At 56.1% G+C, this 15,707-nt stretch carries 13 protein-coding genes and 1 tRNA gene; all 14 read left to right on the top strand.

Annotated elements, in window-relative coordinates:
- Window positions 1-163 (top strand): EF-Tu C-terminal domain-related protein (locus AC13DD_RS01210; RefSeq protein WP_482901594.1); only part of this gene is annotated, 163 nt, incomplete at its 5' end.
- A gap of 37 nt (window positions 164-200) precedes the next feature.
- A tRNA-Trp gene (locus tag AC13DD_RS01205) sits at window positions 201-276 on the top strand.
- A 33-nt stretch (window positions 277-309) separates the two neighbouring features.
- Window positions 310-678 carry a preprotein translocase subunit SecE gene (secE, locus tag AC13DD_RS01200; RefSeq protein WP_008174826.1) on the top strand — a complete coding sequence of 123 codons (369 nt, stop codon included), beginning with the start codon at window positions 310-312 and terminating at the stop codon, window positions 676-678.
- A gap of 12 nt (window positions 679-690) precedes the next feature.
- Window positions 691-1,224, top strand: a complete 534-nt coding sequence (gene nusG / locus AC13DD_RS01195) for a transcription termination/antitermination protein NusG (RefSeq protein WP_008174829.1) — start codon at window positions 691-693, stop codon at window positions 1,222-1,224.
- A 117-nt stretch (window positions 1,225-1,341) separates the two neighbouring features.
- Window positions 1,342-1,773, top strand: a complete 432-nt coding sequence (gene rplK / locus AC13DD_RS01190) for a 50S ribosomal protein L11 (protein WP_008174831.1) — start codon at window positions 1,342-1,344, stop codon at window positions 1,771-1,773.
- Window position 1,774: 1 nt separating this feature from the next.
- Window positions 1,775-2,473 (top strand): 50S ribosomal protein L1, encoded by a 699-nt coding sequence (gene rplA, locus AC13DD_RS01185; RefSeq protein WP_008174833.1) that lies wholly within the window; start codon window positions 1,775-1,777, stop codon window positions 2,471-2,473.
- A 225-nt stretch (window positions 2,474-2,698) separates the two neighbouring features.
- Complete coding sequence (gene rplJ, locus AC13DD_RS01180; protein ID WP_008174835.1) at window positions 2,699-3,229, top strand: 50S ribosomal protein L10; 531 nt, start codon at window positions 2,699-2,701, stop codon at window positions 3,227-3,229.
- Between the two features lie 40 nt (window positions 3,230-3,269).
- A complete protein-coding gene (gene rplL / locus AC13DD_RS01175; RefSeq protein WP_008174836.1) occupies window positions 3,270-3,647 on the top strand; it encodes a 50S ribosomal protein L7/L12 in 378 nt (125 codons plus the stop codon).
- A 241-nt stretch (window positions 3,648-3,888) separates the two neighbouring features.
- A complete protein-coding gene (rpoB, locus tag AC13DD_RS01170; protein WP_482930737.1) occupies window positions 3,889-7,968 on the top strand; it encodes a DNA-directed RNA polymerase subunit beta in 4,080 nt (1,359 codons plus the stop codon).
- 76 nt (window positions 7,969-8,044) lie between these two features.
- Window positions 8,045-12,259 carry a DNA-directed RNA polymerase subunit beta' gene (gene rpoC, locus AC13DD_RS01165; protein WP_008174840.1) on the top strand — a complete coding sequence of 1,405 codons (4,215 nt, stop codon included), beginning with the start codon at window positions 8,045-8,047 and terminating at the stop codon, window positions 12,257-12,259.
- Between the two features lie 167 nt (window positions 12,260-12,426).
- Window positions 12,427-12,801: a 30S ribosomal protein S12 gene (rpsL, locus tag AC13DD_RS01160; RefSeq protein ID WP_008174844.1), complete on the top strand. Its 375-nt coding sequence runs from the start codon at window positions 12,427-12,429 to the stop codon at window positions 12,799-12,801.
- 114 nt (window positions 12,802-12,915) lie between these two features.
- Window positions 12,916-13,386: a 30S ribosomal protein S7 gene (rpsG, locus tag AC13DD_RS01155; RefSeq protein ID WP_008174847.1), complete on the top strand. Its 471-nt coding sequence runs from the start codon at window positions 12,916-12,918 to the stop codon at window positions 13,384-13,386.
- Between the two features lie 18 nt (window positions 13,387-13,404).
- Window positions 13,405-15,510 (top strand): elongation factor G, encoded by a 2,106-nt coding sequence (gene fusA, locus AC13DD_RS01150; protein ID WP_008174849.1) that lies wholly within the window; start codon window positions 13,405-13,407, stop codon window positions 15,508-15,510.
- A gap of 35 nt (window positions 15,511-15,545) precedes the next feature.
- Window positions 15,546-15,707 (top strand): GTP-binding protein (locus tag AC13DD_RS01145; protein WP_482901584.1); only part of this gene is annotated, 162 nt, incomplete at its 3' end.

The following is a 15,707-nucleotide window of genomic DNA, read 5'->3' as shown; positions in this document are numbered from 1 at the left end:
TTGCGAACTGCCGGAAGGTGTGGAAATGGTTATGCCGGGTGACAACGTCAAGATGAGTGTTACCCTGATTGCTCCGATCGCCATGGAAGATGGCCTGCGCTTCGCGATTCGTGAAGGCGGCCGTACCGTTGGTGCCGGCGTAGTCTCCAAGATTATCGAGTAATGGACTCGAGAGTAAGTGCACTGAGTTGTTTCGGTGCAGGCCAGTAGCTCAATTGGCAGAGCAGCGGTCTCCAAAACCGCAGGTTGGGGGTTCGATTCCCTCCTGGCCTGCCATTTTTTAACATCCGGATACATAAGTTGATTCCTATGGAGTCAAAAGCCGTTCAGTCAGCCAGCCGTTTCGATTTCGTGAAGTGGCTGGTTGTTTTCGTTCTGATCGCCATCGGTGTGGTGGGGAATCAGTATTATAGTGCCGAGTCTCTGCTGTATCGGGTTCTGGCTCTTGTAGGTCTCGCAATTGTGGCGGCGCTTGTTGCCCTCCAGACCGACCGTGGTCGTCGCTTCGCGACGCTGCTGAAGGAAGCGAGAGTAGAGATCCGGAAAGTGGTATGGCCCACCAGGCCCGAGCTCGTGCAGACGACAGCGATTGTTGTGGTGTTTGTGCTCGTTGTGGCTCTGTTGTTGTGGGGTATGGATTCGCTGATCAGCTGGCTGGTCGCCGGGTTTATCGGTTAACAGGAGTGGGCAATGGCTAAGCGCTGGTACGTCGTTCATGCGTATTCTGGCTTCGAAAAGCAGGTAATGCGCACTCTCAGGGAGCGCGTTGCGCTGCACGAGATGGAAGACCGTTTCGGCGAGATCCTGGTTCCGACCGAGGAAGTCGTCGAAATGCGAGAAGGGAAGAAGCGCAAGAGTGAGCGCAAATTCTATCCCGGGTACGTACTGGTCCAGATGGAAATGGACGATGCGACGTGGCACCTTGTGAAGAACACCCCGCGTGTTCTTGGTTTTATTGGTGGTACCAAGGATAAGCCTGCACCGATCACCGAAAAGGAAGCGGAAGCGATCCTTCGTCGAGTCGAAAGCGGTGCAGACAAGCCCAAGCCGAAGACGCTGTTCGAGCCGGGTGAGATTGTTCGCGTTGTTGAAGGTCCTTTTGCGGACTTCAATGGTGTGGTTGAGGAAGTTGACTACGACAAGAGTCGGGTCAAGGTTGCCGTTCTGATCTTTGGTCGTTCAACTCCGGTAGAGCTGGAGTTTGGGCAGGTCGAAAAAGACTGACCGGTAACGGGAAAGCTGAAAGCTCGCGCGCTCAAGCGACGCGGGCTTTTTGTGTCTGCTCTTAGCAGTTGTAAAAACGGGGAGCCGAGAGGCGTTTGAACCCACAGGAGATCTATCATGGCAAAGAAAATTGAAGCGTACATCAAGCTTCAGGTTGCTGCCGGCAAGGCCAACCCGAGTCCCCCCGTTGGTCCTGCACTGGGTCAGCGCGGCGTAAACATCATGGAATTCTGCAAGGCGTTCAACGCCCAGACTCAGGACATGGAGCCTGGTCTGCCGATTCCGACCGTGATCACCGTTTACAGTGATCGCAGCTTTACCTTTATTACCAAGACTCCGCCTGCACCGGTTCTTCTCCTGAAGGCCGCTGGCATCAAGAGTGGCTCCGGTCGTCCGAATACCGAGAAAGTCGGTACCGTGACCCGCGAGCAGCTTGAAGAAATTGCCAAGACCAAAGAGCCGGACCTGACTGCAGCCGATATGGACGCAGCGGTACGTACCATTGCAGGAACAGCCCGCAGCATGGGCCTGAACGTGGAGGGCCTGTAACATGGCGAAGCTGAGCAAGCGTCAGAAGCTTATTCGTGAAAAGGTAGACTCTACCCGTTCCTACTCTGTCGACGAAGCAGTTGCACTGCTGGTTGAGCTGGGCCAGAACGTGAAGTTCAAAGAGTCTGTCGACGTAGCCGTCAATCTGGGCGTTGACGCACGTAAATCCGACCAGGTTGTCCGTAGCAGCACTGTTCTGCCTCACGGCACCGGCAAGACCGTTCGCGTCGCTGTATTTACCCAGGGCGCCAATGCCGAGAAAGCAACGGCTGCTGGTGCAGACGTTGTAGGCATGGACGATCTGGCGGACGAAGTTAAGAAAGGCAACATGGATTTCGACGTGGTTATCGCCACTCCGGACGCCATGCGTGTTGTTGGTCAGCTGGGCCAGATTCTTGGTCCCCGTGGCCTGATGCCGAACCCGAAGGTGGGTACTGTGACTCCTGACGTCGAGACTGCGGTCAAGAACGCCAAGGCCGGTCAGGTTCGTTACCGCACCGACAAGAACGGCATTATCCACGCTCCGCTGGGTAACGTTGAATTCTCTGCGCAGAACATCAAGGAAAACCTTGAAGCTCTGGTAGCAGATCTGAAAAAGGCCAAGCCGTCGTCGGCGAAAGGCGTGTATCTCAAAAAGATCACCATTTCCTCGACTATGGGTCCTGGCCTGACTATCGATCAGAGCGGTCTCGCTATTTGATCCTTTGATCGGTGGTTACTTTGTAGTCTGGGCGGAAGCCAAGGCTGTCAAAGACCGCAGGCCCCCGAAGCACTTTCGGTCTGACTGGAAGTGCTGCAAGGGTTAAAGCAACGCCTGCGCAGACGGTGTGAAGACGTTCTCTCTGAACCCAAACACCGTTAGGAGCCCCGCGAGGGGTATATGTGGGTTTGCCGGGAAGACCCGGCGAAATCGAGGAGAAATCCAGTGGCAATTAGACTCGAAGACAAGAAAGCGATCGTCGCTGAAGTCAACGAGACTGCCGGTGGTGCTCTGTCTGTGGTTATGGCTGACTACCGTGGTGTTACCTCTGGTGACATGACGGCGCTTCGTGCCAAGGCTCGTGCCGAAAACGTGCGTCTGAAGGTTGTTCGTAACAACCTGGCGAAGATCGCGATTCGCGGTACCGAGTTCGAGTGCATCGACGAAGCCCTGGTCGGCCCGACCATTCTGGCATTCTCTATGGAAGATCCGGGCGCGGCAGCGCGTCTGTTGAAGGATTTTGCGAAAGAGAAAGAGGCGTTCGAGATTAAGGCACTGGCCGTCGGCGGAGAGCTGATGGGTGCAGACCAGATCGACCGTCTTGCCAAGCTGCCAACACGTCACGAAGCGCTGACAATGCTGGCCGCAGTAACACAGGCACCGATCACCAAGCTGGCACGGACACTGAACGAAGTTCCTTCGAAAGTGACTCGTGCTGTAGCGGCAGTTCGCGACCAGAAGCAAGAAGCTGCTTGATTCTGTTGAACACCATTTTTTATATTTTTGGGAGAAAGTCATGGCTCTGTCTAACGAAGACATTTTGAACGCAATCGCTGAAATGAGCGTAATGGACGTAGTTGCGCTGGTTGAAGCAATGGAAGAAAAATTCGGTGTTTCTGCCGCTGCAGCCGTTGCTGCTGCGCCGGCAGCTGCTGGTGGTGGCGAAGCCGCTGCTGAAGAGCAGACCGAGTTTGACGTTGTACTTACCGGTCCTGGTGAGAAGAAAGTAAACGTAATCAAGGCCGTTCGTGAACTGACTGGCCTGGGTCTGAAAGAAGCCAAGGAAATGGTCGACAGCGCTCCTTCCGTTATCAAGGAAGCAGCTAGCAAAGACGACGCTGAAGAAGCCAAGAAGAAGCTTGAGGAAGCAGGCGCTTCTGTTGAGCTCAAGTAAGAGTCGGCTGTTGATCGAAACCGTGCGATAAGCATGGACAGGCTGGTGGCTTTGGGCCACCGGCCTTTTTCTGTTGTATATGCTATAGAGTCTGGTGAGCAATTGCAGGTTGATGTCAGATCTATAACCTACAGCCAGAGTCTTGTTCAAGACGGCGCGATAAGCCGAGCAATTCGGCCCCGAAGCAGAACATTGGTTGCTTCTTGATACCAGGTATCAGGTCTAAAGCTGGGGAATGCAGATGACTTACTCCTACACTGAGAAAAAGCGGATTCGCAAAGATTTTAGTAAATTGCCTTCCGTGATGGACGTCCCCTATTTGCTGTCTATTCAGCTGGATTCGTTCCGGGACTTCCTCCAAATGGAAGCCGCTCCTGAAGACCGCCGGGAAACCGGTCTTCACGCAGCATTCAAATCCGTATTCCCGATTGTCAGTTACTCTGGCAATGCCGCGCTCGAATACGTGAGCTATCGTATTGGCGAGCCGGTTTTTGATGTCAAGGAATGCCAGCTTAGGGGCGTAACCTATGCAGCGCCGCTGCGGGTGAAGGTCCGCCTTATCATTTACGATAAGGAATCGTCCAACAAGGCGATCAAGGACATTAAAGAGCAGGAAGTCTACATGGGCGAGATGCCCCTGATGACCGAGAACGGTACCTTCGTTATCAACGGTACCGAGCGCGTTATTGTTTCCCAGCTCCACCGGTCTCCGGGTGTGTTCTTCGATCACGACAAGGGCAAGACCCATTCCTCCGGCAAGCTGCTGTATTCTGCCCGGGTGATTCCTTACCGTGGTTCCTGGCTGGACTTCGAGTTTGATCCGAAGGACTCCGTGTTCGTTCGTATCGACCGTCGTCGTAAGCTTCCGGCATCCATTCTGTTGCGTGCCCTGGGCTACACCTCCGAGCAGATGCTGGAGATGTTCTTCGAAACCAGTAAATTCAGCCTGGGCGCGGAAGTGTGCAAGCTGGAGCTGGTGCCGAGCCGTCTGCGTGGCGACATCGCGACCTTCGATATCAAGGACAATGACGGTAACGTGATTGTCGAAGAAGGTCGCCGGATTACGGCCCGCCACATCAAGCAGTTGGAAAAAGCCGGCATCAACGAGCTTGAGGTGCCGACCGAGTACCTGTACGGCCGTGTACTGGCGAAAGACATGATCGATCAGGGTTCCGGTGAAGTCCTGGTGGAGTGTAACTCCGAGCTGACAGAAGAGCTGGTCACCAAGATTCTCGACGCTGGCGTGAAGGATATCGAAACCCTTTACACCAACGATCTGGACTGTGGTCCGTTCATGTCTGACACCCTGCGTATCGATCCGACTCGCACGCCGCTCGAAGCGCTGGTTGAGATCTACCGGATGATGCGCCCGGGTGAGCCGCCCACCAAGGAGTCGGCTGAGAACCTGTTTAATAACCTGTTCTTCTCTGAAGAGCGCTATGACCTGTCTGCGGTTGGCCGGATGAAGCTGAACCGCCGTCTGCGCCGTGAAGAAAGCACAGGTGAGGGCACCCTGACCCACGAAGACATCATCGACGTTCTCAAGACCCTGATCGACATACGTAACGGCCAGGGCAATGTGGACGATATCGATAACCTGGGTAACCGTCGTGTTCGCTGCGTTGGCGAAATGGCCGAAAACCAGTTCCGCGTTGGCCTGGTTCGGGTTGAGCGAGCGGTTCGTGAGCGTCTGAGCCTTGCTGAAAGCGAAGGGCTGATGCCGCAGGACCTGATTAACGCCAAGCCGGTAGCAGCCGCGGTTAAAGAATTCTTCGGCTCAAGCCAGCTGTCGCAGTTCATGGACCAGAACAACCCGTTGTCCGAGGTCACGCACAAGCGTCGTATCTCTGCGTTGGGCCCAGGTGGTCTGACCCGTGAGCGTGCAGGCTTTGAGGTTCGTGACGTACACCCGACCCACTACGGTCGCGTATGCCCAATCGAGACGCCGGAAGGTCCGAACATCGGTCTTATCAACTCGCTGGCGACCTATGCCCGTTCAAATTCCTACGGTTTCCTTGAGAGCCCGTACCGGAAGGTGGTTGAAGGTGTCGTTACGGACGAGGTGGTTTATCTTTCCGCTATTGAGGAAAGCAACTACGTTATCGCCCAGGCCAGCGCCGCCATGGACGAGAAGACCAAGCGTCTGACCGACGAACTGGTCACCGTGCGTCACCAGAACGAATTTACCGTTACTCCGCCGGAAAGTGTCAACTTCATGGACGTTTCTCCGCGCCAGGTAGTGTCGGTCGCTGCGTCCTTGATTCCGTTCCTGGAGCACGACGACGCCAACCGGGCACTGATGGGCGCGAACATGCAGCGTCAGGCAGTTCCGACCCTGCGTTCCCAGGTGCCTCTGGTAGGTACCGGCGTTGAGCGTACGGTTGCCCAAGACTCTGGCGTCTGTGTATCGGCTCGCCGCGGCGGTGTGATCGAAAGCGTTGACGCTTCGCGCATCGTGGTTCGTGTCAATAACGAGGAAACCGAAGCGGGTGATGCAGGTGTGGATATCTACAACCTGACCAAGTACACCCGTTCGAACCAGAACACCTGTATCAACCAGCGCTCCATCGTGCGTCAGGGCGACATTATTGCCCGTGGCGACGTGCTGGCAGACGGTCCCTCTGTGGATCTGGGTGAGCTGGCACTGGGGCAGAACATGCGCATCGCGTTCATGCCCTGGAACGGTTACAACTTTGAGGACTCCATCCTCATTTCCGAGAAAGTGGTGCAGGAAGATCGCCTGACCACCATCCACATTCAGGAACTGACCTGTGTGGCTCGGGACACCAAGCTGGGTAGCGAAGAAATCACCGCGGATATTCCGAACGTTGGTGAAAGTGCGCTGTCCAAGCTGGATGAGTCCGGTATTGTTTACATTGGTGCTGAAGTGGGCCCCGGTGACATTCTGGTAGGCAAGGTCACACCGAAGGGTGAGACCCAGCTGACGCCTGAGGAGAAGCTGCTGCGTGCCATCTTTGGTGAGAAGGCGTCCGATGTTAAGGACACCTCCTCCCGCGTGCCGACTGGCACCCGCGGCACCGTTATCGACGTGCAGGTCTTTACCCGCGACGGTATCGAGAAGGATCAGCGTGCCCAGTCCATCGAGAAAGAGCAGCTGGACCAGTATCGCAAGGATCTGAAAGACGAGTACCGGATTGTTGAAGGTGCGACATTCGAGCGTCTGAACAGTGCGTTGAAAGGGCAGGAAGTGATCAGTGGGCCGGGCCTGAAGAAAGGCGCCACCCTCGAAGAGAGCTACCTGGCCGAGCTGCCGCGTTCTGACTGGTTCAAGCTCCGGATGAAAGACGAGAGCCTGAACGAGCTGCTGGAGAAATCCGAGCAGGGTCTGGAAGACCGCAAGAAGGAACACGAAGCGCGCTTTGACGACAAGAAAGGCAAGCTTCAGCAGGGCGACGACCTCGCACCGGGCGTACTGAAGATCGTCAAGGTATACCTGGCTATCAAGCGTCGTATCCAGCCGGGTGACAAGATGGCCGGTCGTCACGGTAACAAGGGTGTTATTTCCTCGGTGATGCCGATCGAAGACATGCCTTACGACGAGCACGGCAACACGGTTGACGTGGTTCTGAACCCGCTGGGTGTTCCCTCGCGGATGAACGTAGGTCAGGTGCTTGAGACTCATCTGGGTGCTGCAGCCAAGGGTCTGGGTGAGCGTATCAGCCAGATGCTGGACGAGCAGCGCAAGGTGGCTGAATTACGCAAGCTGCTGGATGAGATCTACAATCACTCAGACGAAGTGTTCAAGGTGGACCTGGATTCCCTGTCCGACAAGGAAATCCTGGAGATGTGCCACAACCTTCGCGGCGGTGTGCCCATGGCAACGCCGGTATTCGACGGTGCCAAGGAAGCCGAGGTCAAGCGCATGCTTGAGCTTGCGGGACTGAGCACTACCGGTCAGACCATGCTGTATGACGGTCGTACTGGTGATATGTTCGACCGCCCGGTAACGGTTGGCTACATGTACATCCTGAAGCTGAACCACCTGATCGACGACAAGATGCACGCTCGTTCCACCGGCTCTTACAGCCTGGTTACCCAGCAACCGCTGGGTGGTAAGGCGCAGTTCGGTGGCCAGCGCTTCGGTGAGATGGAAGTGTGGGCTCTCGAGGCCTACGGTGCAGCTTACACGCTGCAGGAGATGCTCACCGTCAAGTCTGATGACGTGAACGGTCGGACCAAGATGTACAAGAACATTGTCGATGGCGATCATCGGATGGAGCCGGGCATGCCCGAATCCTTCAACGTTCTTGTCAAGGAAATCCGCTCGCTGGGTATCGACATCGAGCTGGAATCCGAGTGAGCCGAATTGTTTTTGGCAGCGTGAGCGGGCACGACCAGTGCCCGCCCGAGATTAACGCCATCCGGAGCTTTTACTGATGAAAGATTTGCTGAATCTTCTCAAGAGCCAGAACCAAAGCAAGGAATTCGACGCCATCCGTATTGGCCTGGCGTCGCCTGACATGATCCGTTCCTGGTCCTTTGGCGAAGTGAAGAAGCCTGAGACCATTAACTACCGTACCTTCAAGCCGGAGCGCGACGGTCTTTTCTGTGCCAAGATCTTCGGCCCGATCAAGGACTACGAGTGTCTGTGCGGTAAATACAAACGCCTCAAGCATCGCGGTGTTATCTGCGAGAAGTGTGGCGTTGAGGTTGCGCTGGCCAGTGTCCGCCGTGAGCGCATGGGCCATATTGAGCTGGCCAGCCCGGTCGCGCACATCTGGTTCCTGAAGTCACTGCCGTCCCGTATCGGTCTGATGCTGGACATGACCCTGCGCGATATCGAGCGGGTCCTGTACTTCGAATCCTTTATTGTTATCGATCCGGGGATGACCACCCTGGAGAAGGGCCAGCTGCTGAACGATGAGCAGTACTATGAAGCCCTGGAAGAATTCGGCGACGAGTTCGACGCCCGCATGGGTGCCGAAGCGGTCAAGGAGCTCCTTGAAGGTATTGATCTGCAGGAAGAGGTCGATGCCCTGCGTGAGGAGATTCCGCAGACCAACTCCGAAACCAAGATCAAGAAGTTCAGCAAGCGTCTGAAAATTCTTGAGGCGTTCCTGTATTCCGGCAACAAGCCAGGCGACATGGTCATGACCGTGCTTCCGGTGCTTCCGCCGGATCTGCGCCCGCTGGTACCGCTGGACGGTGGCCGCTTCGCGACCTCTGATCTGAACGATCTTTACCGTCGGGTGATCAACCGGAACAACCGTCTCAAGCGCCTGCTGGAGCTGAACGCTCCGGATATCATCGTGCGTAACGAGAAACGGATGCTGCAGGAAGCCGTTGACGCGCTGCTGGACAACGGGCGCCGTGGCCGGGCCATTACCGGCACCAACAAGCGCCCGCTGAAGTCCCTGGCTGACATGATCAAGGGTAAGCAGGGTCGTTTCCGTCAGAACCTGCTTGGTAAGCGTGTGGACTACTCCGGTCGTTCAGTGATCGTGGTCGGTCCGTACCTGCGCCTGCACCAGTGTGGTCTGCCAAAGAAGATGGCACTGGAATTGTTCAAGCCGTTTATTTTCTCCAAGTTGGAGCACCGCGGCCTGGCGACCACCATCAAGGCCGCCAAGAAGATGGTCGAGCGCGAGGAAGGCGTGGTCTGGGATATCCTGGACGAAGTCATCCGTGAGCATCCGATCATGCTGAACCGTGCGCCGACCCTGCACCGTCTGGGTATCCAGGCATTCGAGCCGGTTCTGATCGAAGGCAAGGCGATCCAGCTGCATCCGCTGGTGTGTGCGGCCTACAACGCCGACTTTGACGGCGACCAGATGGCGGTTCACGTACCGCTGACCCTGGAAGCCCAGCTCGAAGCCCGTGCGCTGATGATGTCCACCAACAACGTGCTGTCGCCGGCCAACGGCGAGCCGATTATCGTGCCGTCCCAGGACGTGGTACTCGGCCTGTACTACATGACCCGTGAGCGCAAGAGCGCCCTGGGTGAGGGTATGGTGTTTGCCGACGTCAAAGAGGCGCATCGTGCCTACGGCGCTGGCAAGGTCGACCTTCAGGCGATCGTCAAGGTTCGCGTGAAGGAAGTGGCGATTGCCGAAGATGGCTCCCGTACCGAGCAATACAAGATTGTTGATACCACGGTTGGTCGTGCTCTGCTGTTTGACATCGTGCCTGATGGCCTGTCCTACGAGCTGGTCAACAAGCCGATGGTCAAGAAGGCAATCTCTAACCTGATCAACACCTGCTACCGTGATGCCGGTCTGAAAGACACCGTCATCTTCGCGGATCAGTTGATGTACATGGGTTACCACTATGCGACCGTTTCCGGTATCTCTATTGGTTTCAACGATTTCGAGATTCCGCCGGAGAAGTACGAGCTGGTTGATGCCGCATCCGCTGAGGTGAAGGATATCGAAACCCAGTACGCGTCCGGTCTGCTGACCCAGGGCGAGAAGTACAACAAGGTTATCGACATCTGGTCACGTGCCAACGATAAAGTTTCCAAAGCCATGATGGAGCGTCTGGCGAAGGAGCAGGTTATCGGGCCTGACGGACAACCGGTGAAGGGCGAGGACGGCGAATACCTGATGCAGGAGTCGTTCAACTCGGTTTACATGATGGCCGATTCCGGCGCCCGGGGTTCCGCGGCCCAGATCCGTCAGCTGGCCGGTATGCGTGGCCTTATGGCCAAGCCGGACGGCTCTATTATCGAAACGCCGATCACTGCGAACTTCCGTGAAGGTCTGAACGTACTCCAGTACTTCATCTCCACTCACGGTGCCCGTAAGGGTCTGGCGGATACCGCTCTGAAGACCGCGAACTCCGGTTACCTGACCCGTCGTCTGGTAGATGTCTCCCAGGATCTGGTCGTTACCGAGCCTGACTGTGGTACCGACGAAGGTCTGCTGATGACGCCGCACATCGAAGGTGGCGACGTTGTAGTACCGCTGGGTGACCGGGTTCTGGGTCGTGTGACCGCCCGTGATGCGTTTACTCCGACCGACAAGGATAACGCCGTTATCGAAGCCGGCACTCTGCTGGACGAGAAGGCCGTTGAAACCCTCGAGCGGGCCGGTGTGGATGAAGTCTGGGTTCGCTCTGCGATCACCTGTGAAACCCGCCACGGTATCTGCTCCAAGTGCTACGGCCGTGATCTGGCCCGTGGTCACGAGGTTAACGTCGGTGAAGCTGTGGGCGTTATCGCTGCGCAGTCCATCGGTGAGCCGGGTACCCAGCTGACTATGCGTACCTTCCACATTGGTGGTGCGGCCAGCCGGGCGTCCGCGGTGGACAATATCCAGGTCAAGCATGGCGGTACCGTCCGTCTGCACAATATGAAGTCGATCGAGAAGGCCGACGGTACTCTGGTGGTGATTTCCCGTTCCTCCGCGTTGGCCATTGCCGATGACCAGGGTCGTGAGCGTGAATGGTACAAGCTGCCATACGGTGCTGTTCTATCCGTCAAGCACGGTGATGCGGTTGAAGCGGGCGTTGTGGTTGCCAAGTGGGATCCGCACACCCACCCGATCATCGCCGAGGCTGGTGGTACCGCGAAATTCGTCAACATGGACCAGGGCATCACTGTCCGCACCCAGACCGACGAATTGACGGGCCTGTCCACCATGGAGGTCATCGACTCCAAGGAGCGTCCTGCAGCTGGTAAGGACATTCGTCCTGCGATCCAGCTCATTGATGAGAAGGGTGAAGAAGTGGAGCTGCCAGGTGGCGGTACTGCGATCTTCTTCCTGCCGGCAAACGCTCTGGTCACCATGGCCAACGGTGCGCGGATCGAACTGGGTGACGTGGTAGCACGGATCCCGCAGGAAAGCTCCAAGACCCGGGATATCACCGGTGGTCTGCCGCGGGTTGCCGACCTGTTCGAGGCCCGTCGTCCGAAGGAATCCTCCATCCTGGCTGAAATCAGCGGTATGGTCTCGTTCGGCAAGGAAACCAAGGGCAAAAAGCGTCTGGTTATCACACCGAAGGATGGGGATGCTTACGAAGTTCTGATTCCGAAGCACCGTCAGCTCAACGTCTTCGAAGGCGAGACCGTTGAGAAGGGTGAGGTAATCTCGGACGGTCCGTCCAACCCGCACGATATTCTGCGTCTGCTGGGTGTGGTTGAACTGGCCAAGTACATCACCAACGAAATCCAGGACGTTTACCGGCTGCAGGGTGTTGTCATCAACGATAAACACATTGAGGTTATCGTTCGTCAGATGCTGCGGAAGGTGGAAATCACCGATCCCGGCGATACCACTCTGCTCTCCGGCGACCAGGTGGAAATCACCCAGGTGCTGGAAGAAAACGAGAAGGCCGATGCCGCCGACAAAGAGCCTGCACGGTTCGAGCGTCTGCTGCTGGGTATCACCAAGGCTTCCCTGGCCACCGAGTCGTTCATTTCTGCGGCTTCGTTCCAGGAAACTACCCGGGTACTCACCGAAGGTGCGGTTACCGGTAAGCGTGATTACCTGCGCGGCCTGAAGGAAAACGTTGTGGTTGGTCGACTGATTCCGGCCGGTACCGGTCTGGCATACCACAACGAGCGTCGTCGCAAGCGTGACCTGGAAGAGCAGGGCGTAACCGCGGCCGACGTGGAAGAAGCTCTGAGTGCCGAGCTCAACCGCGAAAGCTGAGTTGGGACGACGCGCCGCCTCCGGGTAGTTACCTACCCGAGAGGTGGTCAAAAAGAGACCAGTCATCTTGACTGTCCGGGGGCGCAGGCTTACACTTGCGTCCCTTAAATTTTACCCCCTGCACAGGGGGTAAGTTTCATTGATATGGTTTTTTGGAGTTTGCTTACATGGCAACGATTAATCAGTTGGTGCGTAAGCCTCGTAAGCGCAAGGTAGCCAAGAGCGATGTTCCTGCTCTCCAGGCCTGCCCTCAGCGCCGTGGTGTGTGCACTCGTGTGTATACCACAACGCCGAAGAAGCCGAACTCAGCACTGCGTAAAGTGTGCCGTGTTCGTCTGACCAACGGCTACGAGGTTTCCTCATACATTGGTGGTGAAGGTCACAACCTTCAGGAGCACAGTGTTGTGCTTATCCGTGGCGGTCGAGTAAAAGACCTTCCGGGTGTGCGCTATCACACTGTTCGCGGAACGCTGGACACCCAGGGTGTACAGAACCGTAAGCAGGGCCGCTCCAAGTACGGTGCAAAACGACCCAAGTCCTGATGTCCCGAGCGGGTGTCTTTTATCGTTGCTTGTCAGAACGGTAAGAGTAAGGCTGAGTAGCATTTGCTATCTCAGGGGTTCCTGAAGACCTTTTAGATATATAAGGGCTTATCGATGCCTAGAAGAAGAGTTGCAGCTAAACGGGAAATTATCCCGGATCCGAAATTCGGCAGTGCACGTCTTGCCAAGTTCATCAACCACGTGATGGAAAGTGGCAAGAAGTCTACCGCAGAGCGCATTGTTTACGGCGCTCTGGACATTGTTGCCGAGAAATCCAAAGAAGAGCCGATCGACATGTTCGAGAAGGCCCTGGAGAACATCCAGCCGATGGTTGAGGTTAAGTCCCGTCGTGTTGGTGGTGCTACTTACCAGGTGCCTGTCGAAGTACGGCCTTCTCGTCAGAACGCGTTGGCAATGCGCTGGCTCGTAGAATATTCACGGAAGCGCGGTGAGAAGTCCATGGCTCAGCGTCTGGCTGGTGAAATCCTGGACGCCGCTGACAGCAAAGGCTCCGCTGTTAAGAAGCGTGAAGATGTTCACCGCATGGCAGAAGCCAACAAGGCGTTCTCTCACTTCCGTTTCTAATCAGCCGAGGTTTATACAGTGGCACGCAAGACTCCTATCAAGCGTTACAGAAACATTGGTATTTGTGCGCACGTTGATGCGGGCAAAACCACGACCACCGAGCGGGTACTGTTCTATACAGGTATTTCCCACAAGATCGGTGAAGTTCATGATGGTGCAGCTACCATGGACTGGATGGAGCAGGAGCAGGAGCGTGGTATTACCATCACCTCTGCTGCGACTACGACATTCTGGCAGGGTATGGACAAGCAGTACCCGGAGCACCGGATCAACATCATCGACACCCCGGGGCACGTTGACTTCACTATCGAAGTAGAGCGCTCCCTGCGCGTACTCGACGGTGCGGTTGTCGTGTTCTGTGGTTCCTCCGGTGTTGAGCCGCAGTCCGAGACTGTATGGCGTCAGGCCAACAAGTACGAAGTTCCGCGCATGGTGTTCGTCAACAAGATGGACCGTGCCGGTGCAAACTTCCTGCGCGTCGTCGAGCAGATCAAAAAGCGTCTCGGTGCGAACTGCGTTCCCATCCAGTTGCCGATCGGTGCTGAAGACAACTTCGCCGGTATCGTTGACCTGATCCGGAACAAGGCCATCTACTGGAACGAAGCTGACTCTGGCGCAACTTACGAGCAGAAAGACGTTCCCGCGGAAATGGAAGACGAAGTCGCCATGTACCGCGAGCAGATGGTTGAAGCTGCTGCAGAAGCCAACGAAGAGTTGATGGAAAAGTACCTCGAAGAGGGTGAGCTCTCCATCGACGATATCAAGAAGGGTCTGCGTATGCGTACCCTGGCGAACGAGATCGTTGTTGCTACCTGTGGTTCTGCGTTCAAGAACAAGGGTGTTCAGGCGGTTCTGGATTCCGTTATCGAGTTCCTGCCGGCGCCGGACGAAGTCAAGGCCATCCGTGGTGAAGTTGACGAAGACGGTACCGAGGAGCTTCGTGAGGCGGATGATGATGCGCCGTTCGCGGCACTGGCGTTCAAAATCGCCACAGACCCGTTTGTGGGCACGCTGACCTTCTTCCGGGTTTACTCCGGTAAGCTTGAGTCCGGTAATGCCGTCTACAACTCGGTCAAAGGCAAGAAAGAGCGCGTCGGCCGTATGGTTCAGATGCACTCCAAGGATCGCCAGGAAATCAAAGAAGTACTGGCGGGCGACATCGCTGCTGCGATCGGCCTGAAGAGCGTAACCACCGGTGACACCCTGTGCGACGAGAATCACAAGATCATTCTCGAGCGCATGGAATTCCCGGAGCCGGTTATCTCTGTTGCCGTTGAGCCGAAGTCCAAGGCGGACCAGGAAAAGATGGGCGTTGCACTGGGTAAGCTGGCTCAGGAAGATCCGTCGTTCCGCGTTCGTACCGACGAGGAATCCGGTCAGACCATCATCTCTGGCATGGGTGAGCTTCACCTGGACATCATCGTTGACCGCATGCGTCGCGAGTTCAAGGTAGAGGCGAACATCGGCAAGCCGCAGGTGGCCTACCGTGAGCGCATTCGCAAGTCGGTAGACGTCGAAGGCAAATTTGTGCGTCAGTCTGGTGGTCGTGGTCAGTACGGTCACGTCAAGATCAAGCTTGAGCCGTTGCCGCTGGATGATGAAGATGGTGAAAACTTTATCTTCGTGAATGAGATTGTTGGTGGTGTTGTTCCCAAGGAATACATCCCGGCAGTTCAGCAGGGTATTGAAGAGCAGATGCAGAACGGCTGTCTGGCCGGTTATCCGCTGCTGCGTATCAAGGCAACCCTGTACGACGGTTCCTACCACGACGTCGACTCGAACGAGATGGCCTTCAAGGTCGCTGGTTCCATGGCAATGAAGAAGGGTGCCCTCGAGGCGAACCCGGCACTGCTCGAGCCGATCATGCGTGTTGAAGTTGTGACGCCGGAAGATTACATGGGTGATGTTGTAGGCGACCTGAACCGTCGTCGCGGCGTTATCCAGGGCATGGACGAAGGTCCTGCCGGTAAGGTCATCCGTGCAGAGGTTCCGTTGTCGGAAATGTTCGGTTACGCCACCGACCTGCGTTCTGCAACGCAAGGCCGGGCGTCCTATGCGATGGAGTTCTCTGGTTATTCAGAGGCACCTTCGAACATTGCCGAAGCGATCATTAAAAAGGGTTGATCCCCAGGACTTAAGAAACAGGAAGAGGTGTAACCGTGTCTAAATCTAAATTTGAGCGTAATAAGCCGCACTTGAACGTAGGCACCATTGGTCACGTTGACCATGGTAAAACCACTTTGACTGCTGCCCTGACCCGTGTATGTCACGAAGTTTGGGGTACAGGCTCTGCGAGTGCCTTCGACCAGATCGATAACGCA

The organism is Marinobacter sp. L-13 (assembly GCF_056857715.1).
The sequence above is the reverse complement of the archived record's forward strand: the minus strand, read 5'-3'. Positions and strand labels throughout refer to the sequence as shown.